Source organism: Pseudomonas sp. LBUM1659 (assembly GCF_059716045.1).
In genome coordinates this window covers 3,408,016-3,427,300 of the sequence record NZ_CP166797.1, presented here as the reverse complement: position 1 = coordinate 3,427,300, position 19,285 = coordinate 3,408,016, and the positions used below count along the sequence as shown (strand labels likewise).

Here is a 19,285-nt window from a genome sequence, read left to right as displayed (position 1 = left end):
GCGTAGTCAATAAAAAATAAGCTGCTTCAATCGGTTACACAAAAAGTGTGACAAATCGCATCAATTGACTTTTTCTGTTCCGGTCGGCACGTTTGAGGCTTGTGTGGGACCGTCGCGGCTCATTGAGGGTAAGCTCTATTTCGTGAAAGGAACATGAAAAACCGGTCGGCAAATCGTTTATCCGAGGGTTATACAGCCGCTGTTCAGACTCTTGCCGCTCATCGCGACTTTATAAGAAAAGTCTTTCAGAAGTCTTCGCTTTACATGAGGGATGTTTTCATTCCTTAGTTGTATTACTGCAATATTTTCACTCAAGGCCGTCTCGTTTGATTGACTTACCTGTTACCCATCCTGTTGCTTCAACGACCAATCCGTTGACTGTGTACCTGGCCCGGCTCGCACCTTCCAGTCAGCTGACCATGCGTTATGTTTTGCAGGATGCCGCGGACCGTTTGGGCTTCGACGACATGAATATCGAGGAAATCCCTTGGCATCAGCTTCAGCCAGAAAATGTTATTGCGCTGGTCGCGGCGTTACGCGAAGACGGCTACGCGCCCAACACCTCTTCGCTGTACGTGAATGCGGTACGCGGGGTGATGAATGAGGCATGGCGCATGAGCCTGATCAGTCAGGATCATCTGCTGAAAATGCGCTCGGTCAAAGGGATTGCCGGCACCCGTTTGTCCCAGGGGCGCAACTTGCGGCGCACGCTGATCCAGGAGTTGATGGCGGTGTGTGCCGCCGATCCAAGGCCACAAGGATTACGCGACGCGGCAATCATCGGGATTTTGTACGGTTCGGGCATGCGCAAGTCCGAGTCGGTGAACCTGGACCTGTCACAGGTCGATTTTGCCGAGCGCAGCCTGCGGGTCACGGCCAAGGGCAACAAGCAATTGATCAAGTACGCGCCGGCCTGGGCCTTGGCCAAACTGGAGGCCTGGCTGGCGTTTCGTCGATCTCAGCTCAAGGAAGGCGAGGTGGACGACCTGTTTCTGTTCAACCGCATACGTCGTGGCAGCCATATCACCCGCGAGCGAGTGACCAAACATGCGATCTATTACATTGCGCGCCAGCGCGGTGCCGAAGTCGGGGTGAAGATCATGCCACACGATTTTCGCCGTTCGTTCATCACCCGCGTCATCGAAGAGCACGATTTGTCGATCGCGCAGAAACTGGCGCATCACAGCAATATTCAGACAACCGCCAATTACGATGTGCGCGACGACAATGAGCGGCGACGCGCAGTGGACCGCTTTGACCTTTAACGTTATGACCCGCTGAACACGTGGGCATGGCCGATGGTCGAGACGTGCACCGCGCTGCCGGCAGGGGGCGCATACATGCCCGAACCGCGTACCGTTAATGACCGGCCGGACTGTTCGCCGGAAGCAGGGGCCTGTAATTCCACGGTCAATGTGCAGGTGTTGCCGCTGAAGTCGCGTTCAGTCACTACAGCGCGGCACCCGGCCATTTCGGTGGGGCTCGGCTGGATGCTGACGAGTTGTAATTGCTCGGGGCGCAGCATGATCTGTGCCGAATGGTTGTTGCGGTGGTTGTTCACCGGTATCCGGCCGAGGTCGCAATGCGCCCAGCCAGCTTCGATTTTGGCGGGCATGACCACGGCATCTCCGAGAAACAGCGCAGTTTGTTCGTCGTTGGGGTAGCGGTACAGATCCAGTGGATGGCCTGATTGTACGAGCCGACCGTCGCGCATCACCGCCAGTTGATCGGCAAACGAGAGTGCTTCGCTCTGATCATGGGTGACCAGGATGGTGGTGACACCGGCATCGGACAGCAGTCGGGCGACCATTTTGCGCATGGCGCCTCGAAGGCCGGTATCAAGGGCGGAAAAAGGCTCGTCCAGCAGCATCAGGCGCGGCTGTTGCGCCAACGCCCGCGCCAGCGCCACCCGCTGTTGCTGGCCGCCGGAGAGTTCATGGGGCCAACGGTGGGCCATGCTTGCATCCAGGGCCACACTGTCCATCAGCTCAGCGACACGAAGGTTTTTTTCGCCGCCCTTGACCGAAAGCCCGAAACCGATATTGGCAGCCACGGTCATGTGCGGGAACAAAGCACCGTCCTGGGGAACGTAGCCAATCAGGCGCTGATGCGCCGGCACCTCGTGAGTGGCGTCGACGAGCGTCTGACCATTGAGTGAAAGACGGCCGGAGTCCGGAAATTCGAAGCCGGCGATCATCCGCAACAACGTGGTTTTACCCGAGCCGGACGGGCCGACAATCACCGTCCGGCTGCCAGCGGGCACCGACAGGTTGATGTTCTCCAGCGCCTTTTGGTCGCCGTAAGACTTGGATATGGCATGCAGTTCAAGAGCGTTCATCGGCCAGCCGTTCGTTTGGATTGGTGATAAAGAAGTCCGGTCAACGGAAGCGACAGCAGAATCATCAACAGGGCATAGGGGGCAGCAGCGGCATAGTCGATTTCGCTGGTCATGGCCCAGAAACCGGTGGCCAGGGTGCGCGTTCCATTGGGCGCGAGCAACAGGGTGGCGGTGAGCTCGTTGGTGATCGCCAGAAACACCAGCGCAGCCCCGGCGGCAGCCCCCGGCGCGGCCAGGCGCAGAGTAATCAGCCACAAGGCCCGACCCGGCGAGCGGCCGAGACTGCGTGCGATGTTTTCCAGCTCCACCGGTGCCTGGGCAATTCCCGCCCGTAAACTCACCAGGGCACGGGGCAAGAACATCAGCAGATACGCCAGCAGCACGGTGATCGTGGTCTGGTAAATCGGTCGCGCAAAATGGATGGTGAACGTTACCAGGGCCAGGGCGACGACAATCCCAGGCAACGAGCTGGTGATGTAGTTGCAGCCTTCCAGTACCCGCTGTAACCGGCCGGGAGAGCGAATCGATAGCCAGGCAATCGGGATCGCGGCGCAGGTGGTCAGGACTGCGCCTGCCGCGCCGAGTTGCAGTGTCTGTTGCAGCGCCGGCATCAGTTCGTCCAGTTGCCAGACCTGTGTGCCGCCCGCGATCAGCCATTTGCCCAGGGTGATCAACGGCACACCCAGCGCCAATGCGCAGGTGAAGGCTTGCAGCAGCAGGCCAAGTATTTTTGCCTGCCCGTCCAGGCGCACAACCCTCTGCGCGCGAGCGCTTCCCGACCCGACCCTGGCGTAACGCGCCGTGCCGCGAGCGGCGGACTCGGCAGTCAGCATCGCCAGGCAACACAGGGCCAACACACTGGCCAGCATGTTAGCGGCAGGGCCGTTGAAGGTGGATTTGAACTGATCGAAGATCGCCGTGGTAAAGGTGTCGAAGCGGATCATCGCGTACAGGCCATATTCGGCCAGCAAATGCAGGCCCACCAACAACGCTCCGCCGCAAATGGCCAGGCGCAGTTGCGGCAGTACCACACGAAAGAACACCGCCCCCGGCTTGAGCCCCAGCGACTCGCCAACGTCTTCGATGGCCGGATCGAGCCGGCGCAGGGTGGCTGCAATCGGCAGGTACAGGAACGGGAAATAGGCGATGACCGAGACCAGGACGCCGGCAAACAGCCCATGAATCGGTGGCACCAGGCTCACCCACGCATAACTGTGGACGAAGGCCGGCACGGCCAGTGGCGCCGTCGCCAGCAGTGACCACCAGCGTCGGCCTGGCAGGTTGGTGCGCTCTGTCAGCCAGGCCAGCGCCAGGCCGAGCATGACGCACAACGGAATGGTGATCACCACCAGCAAAACGGTGTTGATCATTAATTCAGCGACACGAGGTCGAAAGACCAGCGGCACAATGGCCGCCCAGCCTGTCTGGACCGACACGCCGATCACGAAGGCAATCGGGAGCAGCGATAGGAGCGAGACCAGTGCGGATAAACCGATCACCCACGCGCCGCCGCGACCTGCGAAAACACCCCGGGAGCGTCGCCGCAAGTTTGAGGGTATCGCCGTGGCGACACCCCCTGGCAAGGTTTCAGGCATCAATTAGAGCAGTCCCGCCTGAGTCATCAGCTCCACGGCTTTTTTACTGTCGAGTTTTGAGGCATCGACTGTCGGCGCGTCGAGCTGCTGCAAAGGCACCAGTTTAGGATTGGAGGGCGCGTTCTTGCCCACGGCGTATTCAAACGATTTACCGGTTTCCAGAACTTTCTGGCCTTCCTTGCCGGTGATCCACTTCAGCAGTGCCTGAGCGTCTTCCTTGTGTTTGCTGGACGCCAGAACGCCGCCACCGGAGACGCTGACAAAAGCACCTGGATCTTTGTGTTTGAAGTAATGCAGGGCGGTGTTTTTGCTGTTTTCACCGGTTTTGGCTTGGTCGCCGTAGCTGTAATAGTGAAAGATCACACCGCTGTCGACCTGGCCGGCATTAACCGCTTTGAGCACCGAGCTGTTGCCACGGTAGGCCGTGTAGTTGGCTTTCATTCCTTTGAGCCACTCAAGGGTGGCTGCTTCGCCCTTCAGCAAAAGCACCGCGGCGACGATGGCCTGGAAGTCAGCACCGGCAGGCGATGCGCCCCAAAGGCCTTTCCAGTTTGGCCCGGCCAGGTCCATCAACGATTTCGGCAGATCGGCTTCAGGCAGTTTGCTCGGGTTATAGACGAACACCGTGGAGCGTGCGGCGATCCCGACCCATTTGCCATGCGCCGGGCGATAAGCCGCGTCCACTTGCTCCAGCGTAGTCGGCGCTACGGGTGCAAGCAGCCCCGCGTTGTCCACCAGCACCATGGCCGGGGAGTTCTCGGTCAGGAATACATCGGCGGGGGAAGCGGCGCCTTCTTGCACGATCTGATTGCCCATCTCGGTGTCGTCGCCGTTACGCAGGGTGACTTTGATCCCGGTTTCCTTGGTGAACCCCTCGACCCAGGCCTTGGTCAGGCTCTCGTGTTGGGCGTTGTAGACCACGATACCGTCGGTATCAGCGGCATAGACATGTCCGGCGGTCAGCAGTGCAGTGGTCAGCAATGCTGTTTTGAGGAACGAAGGGATGGAGGGCATCATTCGGGGGGCAGCTCCTGTTCTTTTTAGTAGTCATCCACGCCGATTCGCCAGCAAATCAATGCGAATCATTTGCATGTTTTGAGTCGCAGGGAATGTAGAACGTAAAATGAGAAAAAAACGTCAAAGAAACCGTTAATACATGTCATTTTCATTCAGATTAGCAGTCCCTCAGCTACTTGCCCGACGGATCTGATGTTTATGGAGTCATCGATCAGGACAGGCATTCGAGCACAACGTCGGGTTTGTCCACCAGCGGGATTTTGTTCCGCGTACCCAAGGTTTGAGCAACCGGCCCCCATTGCTGCGGGCGGTTGCTCAAACCAGAATAGTGGCGAAAGGATAGTACCGTGATCCAAGGGGCGTCAGGTAGTTCAGCGGCAGCACACTTCGGGATTAACAATACCGAGCACCTGAAATTGCCCGTTAGTGTCAATGTGCAAAACAGTGAGCGGTGGCAGGGGCACCGCTGAACAATATCGGGGCGCGAAAGAAGTGGCGTTAAGCAGGGGGCGGGCAACTCTGTTGGGTCCCCTTGGCCGCTTGGCCGATCTGCGCAGCCAGGCGCTTGACGTTATTCTGCTGGGCCAGGGCCAGATCTTCGATGCTCCCCCCCGAAGGCGTTTGCAAGATGCTACGACAGGTGACAGACGCGCCATTGACTTCATTGGCGGCGCGCAAGCGCCAAGTCACATCAATCAGCCCGTATTGCCCGGGAACGGAGTCAAAACGTTGTATGTCAATGCGCACCGACAGCTTGCGCTGGAGGTTGAGGTTGGACAGTTGATCCACCAGGGCACTTCGGAACTCCTCTCCCAGCGATGCCCCCCACCATTCGGATTCGAGCAGAATCAGGCCGCTCTTGCCTTGGCGAATAACCACCTGTTGCCGGTCGACCTGCGCCGGTAAACTGAGGCTTTCAATCTCGATGAACTGCGCGTTACTGCGCGTCGCACCACTGGTTTCTGGTGGCACCAGGGTGTGGTAGTGAACAGGTTCACTGCGGCAGGCCGCGAGCAGCAAGAGCGCAGCGACCAAGGTGAGCTTCGGCGAAAAAGCCATACAAGTTGCTCCTTTCTTCTGCAGCGCGGTCATTGATTCAGGTCCTGTGCCGAGGCGTTTTTAGGTCGACCACGAATCAGAGACTCCGGATGCCGGATCAGGTAATCCGCCAGTTCACGTAGTGCTCGCGCCGCGCTTTCCAGCTCTTCCAGGGTCTGCCCGAGCTTCTCCCGTGATGGCGAACCTTCGGAAATGGTGGTGTTAGCCGATTGCAGGGTCGTGTTGGCCGACAGCAAGGTCTTGCTGACGTCCGACAGGGCGGTATCTACGCCGGGCAGCGTCTTGCTGTTGAATTTAACCAGCCCTTTGCGCACTTCCACCAGGTTGCTGTCGAGGTTGCCGGCAATGCGCTCGATCGGCAGCTTGTTGACCTTGTCGACCATGGCTTCGAGTTTTTCCTGTAATTGTTCGAGGCTTCCCGGAACCGTTGGAATCATGACCGGGCGCGCGGTCGGATCGAATGCCACTTTGTCTGCTTTAGGGTAGAAGTCCAGGGCGATGTACAACTGGCCGGTCAACAGGTTGCCGGTGCGGGCCTGGGCGCGCAGGCCGTTTTCGATGAAGGAGCCAATCATCCGAACGCCAGCGGCTTCGTCATTGGGATCATGATTGAGCGCCTTGATCATCTTGGTGTGGGCCTGACCCAGACGCTGCGGGTAGATCACGATGCCGACACTGACCGGAAAACTGCGTTTTTTCTCGTCGAAATCCAGATTGATCGACACTACCTTGCCGATTTCTATGCCCAGGAATTCCACCGGCGCATCGACCTTCAGCCCACGCATGGCCTGATCGAAGCGCAAGGCCAGGAACTGTGCCTTGCCATTGGGTGGGGCGAGGGCGCTTTGCTGATCGTCGAATAGCTCGTAGGCATACTCCTCGGGGGCAGGTTTGTCGTTCGGGTTGAATTCCGGTGCACGGAAGGCAATACCGCCCACCAGCAAGGAGGACAAAGACTCCGTCTTGATATCGACGCCGTTGGCATTGACGCTCACGTCCACGCCGCTGGCATTCCAGAACCGAGTGTTTTCAGTGACGTACTGGTCATTGGGCGCGTGGATGAACAGGTCGATGTTCACCCCTTTGCCATCCAGGTCCAGTGCATAGGCCACCACCTGACCGACCGGAATCTTGCGGTAATACACCGGCGAGCCAACGTCCAGCGACCCCAGGTCCTGCGTGTGCAAGGTGAAACGCTTGCCCGGTTCGCCGTAGGTGATGGCCGGCGGGATTTCCAGGCCTGTGAAGTTTTTCGCGCGGCCATCGGCCTGACCGATATCAGCGCCGATGTAATCCCCGGACAGCAACGTATCGATCCCCGAAACCCCACCGGCACCGATGCGCGGACGCACGACCCAGAACTGCGAGTCTGAACGGGTGAAACCTTCGGCCTGTTTGGTCAGTTTGATCGTGGCGTTGACACTCTTCTGGTCGCTGCTCAACTCCACGTCCGAAACCTGGCCGATGACTACACTGCGGTATTTGACCTCGGTCTTGTTGGCTGTCAGGCCATCACCGGTCTTGAACATGACGGTGATGGTCGGGCCTTCCTGCAAAATGCTGTGGACCACCAGTGATATACCCACCAATACCGCAACAATGGGGACGATCCAGACCAGCGAGACGCTACGACCGGTCTTGATTGGGGCCTGGCCGGGGGCTTGTGGCCCTTCAGTGGCTTGCGACTTCATCCATGACCTCCTCGTTTTGTGGGTTTCCCCGTGTTTTATCCCAAATCAGGCGCGGGTCGAAACTCATCGCCGACAGCATGGTGAACACCACCACCAAACCAAAAAACAGAATGCCCGCGCGCGGTTCGATGTCGGCCAGGGCTTTAAACTTAACCAGTGAGGCCACCAATGCCACCACGATCACGTCGAGCATTGACCAGTAACCGATGACCTCGACGAAGCGGTACAGCTTCGACCGCTCCTTGCTCGCCCGGAAACTGCCGCGATGCACGGACACCAGCAAAAACGTAAGGGCTACGAACTTGATACCCGGCACCGCGATGCTGGCGATAAAAATGATCAGCGCGATGTCCCAGGCGCCGGCCGCCCAAAACTCCAGTACACCGCTCATGATCGTGCTGTCGGCGCCGTTGCCGAGCATCTGGGTGTTCATGACCGGCAACAGATTGGCCGGGACGTAAAACGCCAGGGCCGTGAACATAAAGGCCCACGTGCGGGCCAGTGAATTGGTTTTACGCCGATGCAACGGAGCGCCACAGCGTTCGCATTCGTGCGGATTATCGGTCATGTCGCAGGTCATGCCGCAGCTATGACACAGGCACAGGTTGAGATCGCTGGCGACCGGGGGCGTGTTCATAAGTTGTCCCATAATTCGCGGATATCGCGCCCGGCGATACGGATCATCAGCAGGCTGAGCACGGCCAGGGCAAACAGGCCGATGCCCGGCAGCACGTCGAGAAATCCGGCGAGTTTGATGACCGCGACCATTGTCGCCAGAAAGCAGACCTCCAGCATGCTCCAGGGCCGAAGGGCTTCCAGCCAGCGCATGCAGAATTTAAACCCGGGTGAACGTCGGTGCGTGAGGGCGAAACCCAGGACCCAGATCAGCAGCAAGAGTTGGAAAATCGGCGCGAGAATCATCGCGATCGCAGCGACCAACGCGATGAAGGTGATCGGCCCAAGGCTCAAGGCCAATACCGAATCCCATAGTGTTGCGCTGTTTCTAACGCCTTTCAGGCTGATGGTCATGACGGGATAGAGGTTGGCGAAAATCCACAGCATCAAGGCCGCGAAGGTCAACGCCAGTCGCTGCTCCACCGTCAAGGGGTTATGGCGCTGCAGTACGGCGCCGCAGCACGTACACAGGGTTTTCTGGTGTTCAACGAGCGTGACTTTTTCATACACACAGTCGCAGTGCTCGCAGATGATCAATTGATCAGTAGTTGCCATTGGCCAAGGCTCAACAGGAGGCAGGAAATTCAGAGCACCCCCTCAATATAGAAGTGCCTCGCAATTGAGCAAATCGAAAGTCGAAACGGTGCAAATCTCTTTCACCTGTCATTGCTATCGTCCTGTCGATTTCGCAGCGTCCCGTTCGACTATCCTTCAGGGAATCAATCTGATGAGTCGCATTTGACCCCAGGCGTTCCCTGTACGAGTACTCACCAGGAGAAGACTATGCGCAAGCTTACCGTTGCCGCATTCACGAGTCTGGATGGTGTTATGCAAGCGCCCGGCGGGCCTGAAGAAGACACCAGCGGCGAATTCCGCTTGGGTGGCTGGATCGTGCCCTACGCCGACAACGTCTCCGGCCAGGCCATACAGGAGCTGTTCGCGAAGCCGTTCGAGTTGCTGCTGGGGCGGCGCACCTACGACATATTTGCCGCGTACTGGCCGCACAGACAGGCCGATTCAAAAAGCCACGCCATCGCTGACTTGTTCAACAGCGTGCCCAAGCACGTCGCTACGCATCACCCCGTTACGCTTGATTGGCACAACAGTCATGCTTTGCAGGGAAACCTGACCGACGCGATACGCGCGCTCAAGCACGAGGACGGCGCTGACCTCTTGACGCAGGGCAGCGGCGATCTGGTGCGCCAACTGCTTGCCGCCGGGTTGGTGGACGAGCTCAGGCTCATGATTTTTCCCGTGGTGCTGGGTCGCGGCAAGCGCTTGTTCGACGACACTGCACAAGCGTTGGCGTTCACGCTGGAGAATTCGATCAGCACGCCTGGCGGTGTGCTGATCACCCGCTACGTCCGCCAGGGCGAGGTGCGCACAGGGGCGTTTGAATAAGTTGAACAGTTCCCGTGACGTACGCGCGAATTGCCCCCGGAACTCAGGCCGCAAGACCCTGCTCGAACATGGTGTGAAGGCGGCGCCAGCAGGACGACCCCAGTGACAGTTCTTCCCGTGGCTTCAGTGGTGGCTCGGACTCCAGCTTGCACACCAAGGCCATGATCCTGAACAAGCAGAAGGTGTTCATCGGCTCCTTCAATTTCGACCCGCGTTCAGTGTTGTGGAACACTGAAGTCTGGGTGCTGGTCGCCAGCCCTGAATTGGCCGGCTATATGCGCGACCTGGCGCTTGCGGGCATGGCTCCGGCCATGAGTTACCAGGCCCGGCTGGAAAACGGCGAAATCGTCTGGATTGCCGAAGACGACGGCCGCCGGCATACCTTGCATGAGGAGCCGGGTGGCAATTGGCGCAGCTTCAAGGCCTGGCTCAGCGACAAGATCGGCCTGGAGAAAATGCTCTGGATTGAAGCCGGCGGCTCTCACCCCCGTTGCTCGGCCACCAGCAGCAGCGACTGCGGCACAGGACTTTGCGGGTGCTGCGGCTCTTGCAAACCGACCAGACGAAAGCCGCCCATATCCAGCGCATTCAGCCAACTGGACAAGGTGCGAAAGTACCACGGCATGGGTTGCCACAGCCCCTCGAACCCGGCGAAGGTCTCTTCCCGCCAACCATCCTGATAGTCGCCCGCCGCTGCGGTCCACGGATGCAGCGTCTGGATCACCAGCGCGCCGCCAGGGACGAGCAGGGCGTTCAGGGCGGCGAGCAGGGGGATGATGTCCTGGTGCAACAGTGCGAAGTTGGCGCAGATCAGGTCGTAGTCGCGGCCGACGTTCACCTTCGCTTCCACCAACGCTTCATAGCTCGCCAAATGTACCGATGAAGAGCCCGCTGCCCGCGCGGCCTCGACCAATGTCGCGTCACCATCCACCCCGACTGCCTTGATGGCCCGTTCAGCCAGCGCCCGCAACAGCCAGCCCTCGCCGCAGCCGAGGTCGAGCACGTTCTCGGGCTGGCGGCCCATCACCGCCAACAGGATGGCCTGGTCGGTAACCTTCAGACGGCTTTCGATGGCGCCGGTGCGGATGGCTTCGATCCAGGATTGGGCGTTGTGGTGCCAACTTTGGAGAAGAGTGAATTCGGGTGCAGGCATTTCGATGTCCGGAGTTGTCAGTTGGATCGGCTCTATCACTCTTCTTCTCTCAACGCATGGGGCGGGGAGTGTTTCGTCGAAATCGTTTATGTCAAAAATCAGATTGCGCTCAGGTGTCGCAAACAACCCGAAGTTCATCAGGTGACAATCCCCGCAGGCCTGCACCTGAATGCCGGTGGTCGGGAGAGTGGCCAGGTCATGCGCCATCAAACCCGCAAAACCGCGTAAAAAGGTGAATGGACTGCGCAACATGCGACCGTAGCGCACAGGTACCAGATCGGGCAGTCGATAGCGGTTGGACTCTTCGAGGAGTTTGATCGGGTCACGGTGTTTGCGCGCAGGTTTCCATTCGGCGTGAACTGCATGCGGCATTCGCTCGCGTAGTAGCTCGCCTTCGTACAGACGATCTTTGCGCGAGTGAAAGACTCGCTCGTCCCCCTGGCTTCCGATTGCCCTGCCGTTCTGTTGGCAAACCTGCTTTTGCGGGGGGGGGCATGTCCACTCCCTTGCCCAACAAAATTTGGCTCGCTTGGGCACAGGATCGGGTAATTCGACTGTTCCATCAGCCACAGAGAACACGTGCGCCGGCAGGCTAAAAAGCGCCAAAGCTAATGATTCAAGCGTAGCAGTTCTGATCTTGGGTGCTGCATTGAGCGTGTTTGCGTTGAACTTGAGCGGACAGCACATTATCAAAAAAGAATGTGGGAATACTTCCCCACTCAACGATGCTAACTGGCTCTAAGGGATCGTGCGGAACCGCAGTTGCTCGTCAATGCTGCAGATTTATGACCGCGCCGGTTAGCTGGCCGCTCCAATGGGCGGCCGGGAACTCACTGGCGATTGCGTTCGATACGGAGATGACGACGCAACGCCAAGCAGAGGTGGCTCATGTTTCTCAAGAAATGTTTATTGGCTCTCGCAATTGGCGGTGTCCTGTCAGCATCGACTGTCCTGGTACCCGATTACATCGGTAGTTTTTCCAGCGTGTATGCCAAAGATGGCGGCAGCGGCAGCGGCAGCGGTGGCGGCAGTGGAGGTTCCGGAGGCAGTGGTCATGGTGGCGACGGCGGTGGTGGCTCCAGCAGTGGAAGCTCAGGGAGCGGTCACGGTAGCAGTGACCATGGAGAGGGTGGCGGTCATGCTGCTGGTCATGACGGTGACGGTGACGGTCATGGAGGCCCGGGGCGCGGCGACGCTGACGACGCTGACCATGGCGGTATTAGCGGGAACAGAGGCCCAGGCAATGCGCATGACAACGACGCTGACAACGGTACCGCAGATGCGGCCAGGGATGCTGCCAGAAATGATGCAGATGACGCCCGAGATTCGGCCAAAGCTGCTGCAGATGCAGCTAGAAATGCTGCCAGAGCTGATGCGGATGCAGCCAGGGATGCTGCAAAAGCTGCAGGTGTAGCGGGCGCAGATGCAACCAGAGATGCAGCGAGGGCTGCCGCAGATGCGACCAGGGACGCCGCCAAGGCTGACGCAGATGCCACCAGAGATGCGGCGAGGGCTGCTGCAGATGCGACCAGAGACGCTGCCAAAGGTTGAGGCGCGCGCAGCTAGAGGGGCTGTGGCGGACGCCCCAGACGCTCCAGACGCCCCGGACAAGGACGTGGCTGAGGTACAGAACTAGGCCTGCAAGTTCCGCCACAAACACGGCAGGCATAACAGCAGAAAACGCCCCGCAAGCTTGAGGGACGTATCGGCAAAGAGTCGCAAGCCCTGGAGAGTCGCCGGGTTTGCGATTTTTTTTCAAAATCGGCTCGCACGATCCGAAACACCGACGAGGATGACGGCAGCGGGGAAGGCGACGGTGCTGGACAGGCGAGTCTGTCACGACCGGAGGGAATCAACGCCGTTTCAGGACCGCCCATGTCGTCTATCGTTAAACACCCCAATCCGAGGTGTTTTTCGGTGTGCGTTGTACAACTGCGCCAGTCAGACGCGTGCAGTGAATGGCAACCAAAAACATCATGTATGTCCCTTCGCTGCTGAGTGTTCCTGGATTGGTTGCTGCGGGCATCGGCCTGAGCATCGTGCCTGAAATGATGACCCGGTTAACCATGCCAGGCATACGGATTGTGCCGCTGGCTCAACGGGAAATGGTCAGTGAACTGTCGCTGATGTCTGGTGTTGTACTCCTCATTCGATAGTAAAGTGGCGAGCATTGTCGTAGCTGAACAGGGATGACCGATGTCTCAACACCGCTCAACATTGATCGCCCTGTTGGTAGCGGTCACCTTCTTTATGGAGAACCTCGACGCTACAGTGATCGCCACCGCGCTGCCGGACATGGCCAGGACGTTTGGTGTGCCAGCGGTGGATGTGAGCATTGGTATGAGTGTCTACATGCTCGCGGTTGCGGTGTTCATCCCCATCAGCGGCTGGTTGGCTGATCGCTTCGGCTCACGCCTTATATTCAGTTCGGCGATTGTGCTGTTCAGCCTGTCTTCGTTGATGTGTGGGTTGAGTGACAGCCTGGAAGCCTTTGTTGCTGCGCGCGTGCTGCAGGGCATCAGCGGAGCGATGATGGTACCGGTCGGGCGCTTGGCAGTGCTTCGCACCACCGAGAAGAAAGACCTCGTGCGGGCGATCTCTTTTATTACCTGGCCCGGTCTGGTCGCACCGATACTCGGGCCTCCCTTGGGCGGTTTCATCGTCACCCACGCGTCCTGGCCGTGGATTTTCTACCTCAATCTTCCGTTGGGCCTGTTGGCCATGATTGCCGCGCGGGTCTTGATTCCCAGGCAAGACCACATTATTGCCCGGCCATTCGATTTCAGTGGTTTTCTGCTCGCCGGCGGTGCCAGCGCTGCGCTGCTGTTCGGGGTGGAGATGCTGGGGCAAAGTCATGCGAATCTGTTGCCGGCACTGTCACTCAGTGGTGCAGGCGTGATACTCGGCGTTCTTGCCTGGCGACATCTGCGTCGGCATGCGCAACCGTTAATGGCGCTGGGTGTTTTGGGAATCCGTACCTTCAGTGTCTGCCTGTTGGGTGGCTCGATTTTTCGGATCGCCATCAGCACCTTGCCGTTTCTCCTGCCGCTGATGTTTCAACTCGCGTTCGGGCTTTCTGCACTGGATGCGGGGCTTCTGGTATTGGCCGTCTTTGCCGGCAATCTGGCCATGAAGCCGTTCACCACGCGGGTGATGCACCGTTGGGGATTTCGCCCGGTGCTGATGTTCAACGGCATCCTCGGTGTACTGGCGATAGCGGCCTGTACGTTGCTGGATGAGCACATGAGTCGGGCGCTGATTTTGTTCATTCTGTTTGTAGGTGGCTTGTCACGATCCATGCAGTTCACCGCGTTCAACACGCTGGGTTTTGCCGATGTTCCGAAGGAGCAGATGAGCGATGCTTCAACCTTGTTCAGTATGTTCTTCCAACTGAGCATGGCGATTGGGGTTGCCACGGGCGCGTTGCTGCTACGTTTCTCCATGAGCATCCATGGCAACACTGAGCTTGCAAATACAGCCGACTTTCAGCTGACGTTCCTTTGTGTTGCCGTGATTGCGGGGATCGCATTGCTCGATAACCTGCGATTGCCACCGAAAGCGGGAGAGTCGGTATTGCAGCGAGCATAAGAAAAAGACAGGCCTTCAGGTGTTGAGCGCTTGCGTCTCACGGCCATGGCGTGCCACTTCGAGAAAACACACCAGATGACGGAATTTGATTCGGGTATCGATGTTCAAACGGGTGCTCTGCCTTCGTGGTAGGGAATCCATTGATGTTGGATCTGAAGCGATTGTGTGGCGGTTGTCGTGCGCGACCGAGCCGCCCTTAGCCGAGTTGCTCGGCAAGCCCGACGATGATGCCCTCAGGCCCACGAATATAGGCGAGCCGGTACGATTTCTCGTACTTCGTCTGGCCCATGAGTTCTGCGCCATGGGCCTGCATCCGCGCAACGACAGCATCGACGTCATCGACGGCAAACATGATGCGACGAAGACCCAACGCGTTCACTGGCGCGTCCACGGGCCCAAACCGGACTGCGTTTGGCGTGTGGAATTTGTCCAGTTCAATTCCCTGCCCATCGGGAGTCCGCAGCATCGCGAGGGTGGCTCGGACGTCTCCAAGCCCTATGAGGCTCCCGACAGAAGGCCCTTCAACCGTGGTTTGACCCTCAAGCTCGAGGCCCAATTCGATAAAGAACGCTTTCACCGCTTCGAGATCGTCGACAACTATCAGAACGTTGTCCATTCGATTGACTGTCATGTCTTTCAGTCCCTCTTACAACGGTGTCGAGTATTTGGGGGGATTGGCGTCTAGATTGTTTTAAACAGGCAAGATTTTTGTTGTTTGGCGTCAGCAAAACAGAGGCCAATTACTCACTGTGTCAGTCAACCGAAACCCCACAAGGATGTGTGTTTTATCTGATGGGTATTCGCAGCTGTGCCGGACTCACTCCAAGACGTTGCCTGAACGTGGTCGCCATGTGTGCCTGGGAGTTAAAACCACAGGTCTGGGCGATTTCCGCCAGCCTGGCTGTCGAATCTCGCATTAATGCGCGGGCCTTGGCGAGGCGTCGGTCGATCAGGTAATTGTGCGGGCTTTTGCCCGTCGCGTTCTTGAATGCTCGAATGAAATAGCCTTCGGACAATCCAAGTAACCCCGCCATCGCCTGAATACCCAACTGGCCGTCGAGGCCAGCATCAATGAACTCATCGAGCAGACGCATCCGGCTACCGGTTATAGAGCCTAGGGGTGGCGCCGATAACGCTTCGTTGTCCTGCGCCCGTTCCGCCAATGCGAGTGCCCAGGCCTCCCAATCGTCCTCCATGGAAGCCTGTAACAGCGCGGTGCGCATGCGCAGTGCGAGGGTAATGGCCTGCTGATCAATACGATTGTTGAAGGCACGGTCCCCTATCAACGCAACACCGTCGGTGCGCATGACCCGCAGGTATTCACCGCCCTTGGGTGACTCGGACAACACGTCACAACCAGCGGGAACGAACGCCAAGCCATTAGGCGTGGCGTCGAAGGGATGCACTCGGTCGCTGCCGATGGCATGCAGACCTCTCTGGCTCTCAAAGGCAAAGCCAATCGTCGCCTGGGTGGCTACATATCGGGTCGCGTAAGCGGCGCCGGGTAGCAACTCGATCGCCCATGGCCCGGTCTCGACCCGACGGATCGGTTCAGGCGGGAGCGGGGGCAGGTGGCGGTTTCGATGGCTCATGAACACCATAGTAAAGAAGCAGGTGCGTAAAAGTCAGGTCAGTTTTTTGAAAGCCCGCGTGATGCGCTCGTGTCTAGACTGGGCAAAACCTCAGGGAGACGACTCATGCACAGACTGACCCGCGACGATATCGAACAAGCGGCTCGCCACGTTTACCAGGTAATGCCGGCCACCGCCCAGTACGCGTGGCCCCTGCTGGCCGAGCGGTTGGGTTGCACGGTGTGGGTCAAGCACGAAAACCATACACCTACCGGTGCTTTCAAGGTGCGTGGTGGCATTACCTTCATGCATTGGCTCAAACGCACGCACCCAGACGTCAAGGGTATTGTCACCGCTACCCGCGGCAACCATGGTCAGAGCCTGGCGCTGGCAGCCGGCGCCCTGGGTCTGAAGGCGTTGATTGTAGTGCCGGAAGGTAATTCGGTTGAAAAGAACAATGCCATGCGTGGCTTTGGTGGCGAAGTAGTCGAGTTTGGCCGCGATTTTGATGAGGCCCGTGAAGAGGCCGTGCGTCTGGCGCAAGTGCATGGCCTCTATTTGGTTCCGCCGTTCCATGTCGAGTTGGTCAAAGGCGTAGCCACTTATGCGCTGGAACTGTTCAAGGCCGCGCCGGATCTGGATACCGTCTATGTGCCGATTGGCTGTGGATCGGGGATTTGTGCGGTGATCGCCGCTCGCGACGCGCTAGGCTTGAAAACCCGGATAGTGGGCGTGGTGTCCAGTGAGGCTGCGGCCGCCAAGTTGTCGTTTGAAGCGGGAGAAATCCTTGAAACCGCTACGGCGAATACCTTCGCTGACGGCCTGGCCGTGCGTAAACCGGTGCCCGCCGCCTTTGCCATCTACGGCGCGGCTGCCGCACGGATCGTATCCGTCAGCGAGGAGCAGATTGCCGAGGCCATGCGTGTGTATTACTCCGACACCCACAACCTCGCTGAAGGGGCCGGAGCGGCGGCCTTGGCAGCGCTTATTCAGGAGCGTGAAACAATGGTGGGGAAACGGGTAGGGGTGATTCTGTCCGGCGCAAACGTGGACCGATCGGTGTATGCAAGAGTGATTGAGTGAATGACCGCCTCTAATGGCTAAGGACATTCGTCTGGCCTGAGACCCAGTTGAAGGTGAACCAGGGTGATCAGTTCATCCGGATCGATTGGCTTTAACAGAAAGTCGACGACACTCAAACGCATTGCCTCGATGGCATCTCGAACACCAGCATCTCCAGAAATGATCACAATGGGCAGGTCGGCCCACTCCGACTCGCGGATTTTTGAAATCAACTCCAGACCATTGAGCGGGTGCATCCGTAAATCAGTAATGACCAATCCGATCGAACTGTCGATGCTCAACGAACGCATGGCATCGGCTGCACTTCTAGCCTCAAGGCAGAAGATGCCATTGACTTGAAGAATTTCGGCCAACATTTCGCGTGTGCACTGGTCATCCTCAACGATCAGGACTTTTTGAGCTAATAGCCCGGGCTCCTGTATCGCGGCATTGATTGCCTCGCGCTCAGCGGCAGTCAAAAGATCGTGATCAAACATCATTTCTAACCATTTATGAGCCAATGAAACCCAGTCTGCCGTGTTCTGCTGAAACTTCTGAACACGCTTGAGGGGCAGGTCATTTCCTCCAACCCGCGCCCCCAGTAACGCATTGCGTCAACAAAATTGCTCTGAAATGGCCTGATTAGTACCCCACTGAACGCTGAAAAACGCTGAAAACTGTGATCAACGTGGGGGGCGGTCGCTAGATTCCACTGAACATACCGATGATCACGGCATTGACCAGGTCAATGAAAAAGCCACACACCAGCGGCACGATCAGGAAGGCCTGGTGGGCGGCACCGTACTTTTGAGTCACGGTCGTCATGTTGACGATGGCCGTCGCTGTGGAACCGAGGGCAATCCCGCCGAATCCGGAAGCAATCACGCTGGCTTCGTAATCGCGCCCCATAAAGCGGAAGACCACAAAATACGTGTAGAGCACCGTCAGTAGAATTTGCAAGGTCAAGGCGCACACAATGAACAACAACACTCCGCTGAGCTGCCATAACTGAAGCCCCATCAGGGCCATGGTCAAAAACATGCCCAGACAGATATCGGAGATCAGCGACAGACCCAGGCTGGCGCCGCTCCAGGATTTCAGCCGCTGATCACCCACCAATGCGAGAACGATGTGGTGAATGACGATGCCCGCAAACAGGCAACTGACGAATTTGGGCAGCGTAATGCCTGCATCGACCAGCAGCAGGTTGAGCCCATAGCCGAGCATCAGGGTCAGGTTGAGCCACATCCACGCCCAGAGCACGTCGTAGTAGTCCAGTGGCTTGCTCGGTTGATCGTCGAGCATGCCGACTTCCAGCGCCGCATCCCCGGAAGTCTTCAGTCGATAACGACGTATCAGTCGGTTGGCGATAGGACCACCGATCACGCAAGCGGCAATCAGGCCGACGGTGTTGCTGGCCATGCCCAGTTCATGCGCGTTACTGATTCCCAGCTTTTCGATAAAAAGCGGTGCCCAGGCCAGGGTAGTGCCCGCCCCACCCGTGAGGGAAATGGAGCCCACCATCAAACCCGCCTTGGGATCGAGTCCAAAGGCCTGGGCCACGCCCATGCCCAGCGCGTTTTGCAGGACGATGAACACCCCGGCGAGTACCAGCAGGATCAGCAGCGGGCGCCCACCCTTGAGCAGTTGGCGCATGTCCGATTTCAAGCCAATGCCGGCAAAGAAGTAGAGCAGCAGGGTGTCGCGAATTTGCAGATCGAATTCGACCTGGATATTAAGACCGAAGTAAAGCAGGGACGTCACCGCCGCACAGACGAAGCCACCGACGACCGATTCGGGAATACAGTATTGACGGAGTAGGGCGTTGCGATGAACAAGGGTTTTGCCGAGGAAAAGCAGGAGGATGGCGAGGGTAAAACTCACGAGACCGTGAACCGAGAAGAGCTGGGGCGTCATTCAAGCCTACCTGAAATCTGAAAAATTCATTGTCACGAGTTGGCAGTTCAGTGTTTAGACCTGTGTCAATAAACGGTGGATGGAGCATAGCAGGAAGGTTAAAACCTTCCTCCAGCCCCCATTCACTCGATAAACACCTGATATTTACGGGTTTCAAGTGAGCCGTGCTTCGCGTCGCGAGCACTTTCTGTACTTTCGATATGTCGCCAGTGAAGGCA

General features: G+C 58.0%; 17 protein-coding genes and 3 pseudogenes. 7 read left to right on the top strand and 13 right to left on the bottom strand.

What is annotated here, in order from left to right:
• Window positions 1–326: 326 nt before the first annotated feature.
• Window positions 327–1,265 (top strand): site-specific integrase, encoded by a 939-nt coding sequence (locus tag ACA048_RS15455; RefSeq protein WP_497625203.1) that lies wholly within the window; start codon window positions 327–329, stop codon window positions 1,263–1,265.
• 2 nt (window positions 1,266–1,267) lie between these two features.
• Here the strand turns inward: ACA048_RS15455 and ACA048_RS15450 are convergent, their stop codons facing one another.
• The 7 genes from ACA048_RS15450 to ACA048_RS15420 form a co-directional block, all read right to left on the bottom strand.
• On the bottom strand, window positions 1,268–2,338 hold the full coding sequence (locus tag ACA048_RS15450; protein ID WP_497625202.1) for an ABC transporter ATP-binding protein: 1,071 nt from the start codon (window positions 2,336–2,338) through the stop codon (window positions 1,268–1,270).
• Window positions 2,335–3,933: an ABC transporter permease gene (locus ACA048_RS15445; protein ID WP_497625201.1), complete on the bottom strand. Its 1,599-nt coding sequence runs from the start codon at window positions 3,931–3,933 to the stop codon at window positions 2,335–2,337. The genes ACA048_RS15450 and ACA048_RS15445 overlap by 4 nt, the downstream gene beginning before the upstream one ends.
• Before the next feature lie 3 nt (window positions 3,934–3,936).
• The gene (locus tag ACA048_RS15440; RefSeq protein ID WP_497625200.1) at window positions 3,937–4,950 is read right to left on the bottom strand and encodes an iron ABC transporter substrate-binding protein; all 1,014 of its coding nucleotides are present in this window, start codon (window positions 4,948–4,950) and stop codon (window positions 3,937–3,939) included.
• A gap of 498 nt (window positions 4,951–5,448) precedes the next feature.
• Window positions 5,449–6,009, bottom strand: coding sequence for a PqiC family protein (locus ACA048_RS15435; protein WP_497629871.1), 561 nt, complete (start codon window positions 6,007–6,009; stop codon window positions 5,449–5,451).
• A 29-nt stretch (window positions 6,010–6,038) separates the two neighbouring features.
• On the bottom strand, window positions 6,039–7,700 hold the full coding sequence (locus ACA048_RS15430) for a PqiB family protein (RefSeq protein WP_497625199.1): 1,662 nt from the start codon (window positions 7,698–7,700) through the stop codon (window positions 6,039–6,041).
• Window positions 7,681–8,337: a paraquat-inducible protein A gene (locus tag ACA048_RS15425; protein WP_497625198.1), complete on the bottom strand. Its 657-nt coding sequence runs from the start codon at window positions 8,335–8,337 to the stop codon at window positions 7,681–7,683. Before ACA048_RS15425 ends, ACA048_RS15430 begins: the two co-directional genes overlap by 20 nt.
• Window positions 8,334–8,930, bottom strand: a complete 597-nt coding sequence (locus ACA048_RS15420) for a paraquat-inducible protein A (RefSeq protein ID WP_497625197.1) — start codon at window positions 8,928–8,930, stop codon at window positions 8,334–8,336. Before ACA048_RS15420 ends, ACA048_RS15425 begins: the two co-directional genes overlap by 4 nt.
• Before the next feature lie 228 nt (window positions 8,931–9,158).
• On the opposite strand from ACA048_RS15420, the gene ACA048_RS15415 reads away from it, so the two are divergent.
• On the top strand, window positions 9,159–9,776 hold the full coding sequence (locus ACA048_RS15415; protein WP_497625196.1) for a dihydrofolate reductase family protein: 618 nt from the start codon (window positions 9,159–9,161) through the stop codon (window positions 9,774–9,776).
• 49 nt (window positions 9,777–9,825) lie between these two features.
• Window positions 9,826–10,237 (top strand): annotated as a pseudogene (locus ACA048_RS15410) (phospholipase D-like domain-containing protein); the annotation flags it as partial.
• A gap of 20 nt (window positions 10,238–10,257) precedes the next feature.
• On the opposite strand, the gene ACA048_RS15405 reads toward ACA048_RS15410, so the two are convergent.
• Window positions 10,258–10,929: a class I SAM-dependent methyltransferase gene (locus tag ACA048_RS15405; RefSeq protein WP_497629870.1), complete on the bottom strand. Its 672-nt coding sequence runs from the start codon at window positions 10,927–10,929 to the stop codon at window positions 10,258–10,260.
• Window positions 10,930–11,043: 114 nt separating this feature from the next.
• Window positions 11,044–11,181, bottom strand: a pseudogene (locus ACA048_RS15400) (DUF2252 family protein); the annotation flags it as partial.
• A gap of 886 nt (window positions 11,182–12,067) precedes the next feature.
• On the opposite strand from ACA048_RS15400, the gene ACA048_RS15395 reads away from it, so the two are divergent.
• The 3 genes and pseudogenes from ACA048_RS15395 (at window position 12,068) to ACA048_RS15385 (ending at window position 14,517) form a co-directional block, all read left to right on the top strand.
• A complete protein-coding gene (locus ACA048_RS15395; protein WP_497625195.1) occupies window positions 12,068–12,343 on the top strand; it encodes a hypothetical protein in 276 nt (91 codons plus the stop codon).
• A 553-nt stretch (window positions 12,344–12,896) separates the two neighbouring features.
• Window positions 12,897–13,085, top strand: a pseudogene (locus ACA048_RS15390) (LysR family transcriptional regulator); the annotation flags it as partial.
• 40 nt (window positions 13,086–13,125) lie between these two features.
• Complete coding sequence (locus tag ACA048_RS15385; protein WP_497625194.1) at window positions 13,126–14,517, top strand: MFS transporter; 1,392 nt, start codon at window positions 13,126–13,128, stop codon at window positions 14,515–14,517.
• Between the two features lie 196 nt (window positions 14,518–14,713).
• Here ACA048_RS15385 and ACA048_RS15380 read toward each other — a convergent pair whose 3' ends face one another.
• Together ACA048_RS15380 and ACA048_RS15375 are read right to left on the bottom strand one after the other, a co-directional pair.
• A complete protein-coding gene (locus tag ACA048_RS15380) occupies window positions 14,714–15,148 on the bottom strand; it encodes a VOC family protein (RefSeq protein ID WP_497625193.1) in 435 nt (144 codons plus the stop codon).
• 154 nt (window positions 15,149–15,302) lie between these two features.
• Window positions 15,303–16,118, bottom strand: coding sequence for a helix-turn-helix transcriptional regulator (locus tag ACA048_RS15375; protein ID WP_497625192.1), 816 nt, complete (start codon window positions 16,116–16,118; stop codon window positions 15,303–15,305).
• Between the two features lie 96 nt (window positions 16,119–16,214).
• Between ACA048_RS15375 and ACA048_RS15370 the strand changes: the two genes are divergently transcribed.
• Complete coding sequence (locus ACA048_RS15370; protein WP_497625191.1) at window positions 16,215–17,171, top strand: threonine dehydratase; 957 nt, start codon at window positions 16,215–16,217, stop codon at window positions 17,169–17,171.
• A 17-nt stretch (window positions 17,172–17,188) separates the two neighbouring features.
• Here ACA048_RS15370 and ACA048_RS15365 read toward each other — a convergent pair whose 3' ends face one another.
• A complete protein-coding gene (locus ACA048_RS15365) occupies window positions 17,189–17,647 on the bottom strand; it encodes a response regulator (RefSeq protein WP_497625190.1) in 459 nt (152 codons plus the stop codon).
• A gap of 205 nt (window positions 17,648–17,852) precedes the next feature.
• Window positions 17,853–19,067 (bottom strand): sodium/glutamate symporter, encoded by a 1,215-nt coding sequence (gltS, locus tag ACA048_RS15360; RefSeq protein WP_497625189.1) that lies wholly within the window; start codon window positions 19,065–19,067, stop codon window positions 17,853–17,855.
• Window positions 19,068–19,285 lie beyond the last annotated feature (218 nt).

What these genes read in the sequence shown, in the direction of transcription:
- ACA048_RS15420 (WP_497625197.1), bottom strand. Translation starts at nt 8,930, where the DNA reads ATGGCAACTACTGATCAATTGATCATCTGCGAGCACTGCGACTGTGTG.
- ACA048_RS15370 (WP_497625191.1), top strand. Translation starts at nt 16,215, where the DNA reads ATGCACAGACTGACCCGCGACGATATCGAACAAGCGGCTCGCCACGTT.
- ACA048_RS15380 (WP_497625193.1), bottom strand. Translation starts at nt 15,148, where the DNA reads ATGACAGTCAATCGAATGGACAACGTTCTGATAGTTGTCGACGATCTC.
- ACA048_RS15435 (WP_497629871.1), bottom strand. Translation starts at nt 6,009, where the DNA reads ATGGCTTTTTCGCCGAAGCTCACCTTGGTCGCTGCGCTCTTGCTGCTC.
- ACA048_RS15405 (WP_497629870.1), bottom strand. Translation starts at nt 10,929, where the DNA reads ATGCCTGCACCCGAATTCACTCTTCTCCAAAGTTGGCACCACAACGCC.
- ACA048_RS15430 (WP_497625199.1), bottom strand. Translation starts at nt 7,700, where the DNA reads ATGAAGTCGCAAGCCACTGAAGGGCCACAAGCCCCCGGCCAGGCCCCA.
- ACA048_RS15395 (WP_497625195.1), top strand. Translation starts at nt 12,068, where the DNA reads ATGCTGCTGGTCATGACGGTGACGGTGACGGTCATGGAGGCCCGGGGC.
- ACA048_RS15445 (WP_497625201.1), bottom strand. Translation starts at nt 3,933, where the DNA reads ATGCCTGAAACCTTGCCAGGGGGTGTCGCCACGGCGATACCCTCAAAC.
- ACA048_RS15425 (WP_497625198.1), bottom strand. Translation starts at nt 8,337, where the DNA reads ATGAACACGCCCCCGGTCGCCAGCGATCTCAACCTGTGCCTGTGTCAT.
- ACA048_RS15375 (WP_497625192.1), bottom strand. Translation starts at nt 16,118, where the DNA reads ATGGTGTTCATGAGCCATCGAAACCGCCACCTGCCCCCGCTCCCGCCT.
- ACA048_RS15440 (WP_497625200.1), bottom strand. Translation starts at nt 4,950, where the DNA reads ATGATGCCCTCCATCCCTTCGTTCCTCAAAACAGCATTGCTGACCACT.
- ACA048_RS15385 (WP_497625194.1), top strand. Translation starts at nt 13,126, where the DNA reads ATGTCTCAACACCGCTCAACATTGATCGCCCTGTTGGTAGCGGTCACC.
- ACA048_RS15450 (WP_497625202.1), bottom strand. Translation starts at nt 2,338, where the DNA reads ATGAACGCTCTTGAACTGCATGCCATATCCAAGTCTTACGGCGACCAA.
- gltS (WP_497625189.1), bottom strand. Translation starts at nt 19,067, where the DNA reads ATGACGCCCCAGCTCTTCTCGGTTCACGGTCTCGTGAGTTTTACCCTC.
- ACA048_RS15415 (WP_497625196.1), top strand. Translation starts at nt 9,159, where the DNA reads ATGCGCAAGCTTACCGTTGCCGCATTCACGAGTCTGGATGGTGTTATG.
- ACA048_RS15365 (WP_497625190.1), bottom strand. Translation starts at nt 17,647, where the DNA reads ATGTTTGATCACGATCTTTTGACTGCCGCTGAGCGCGAGGCAATCAAT.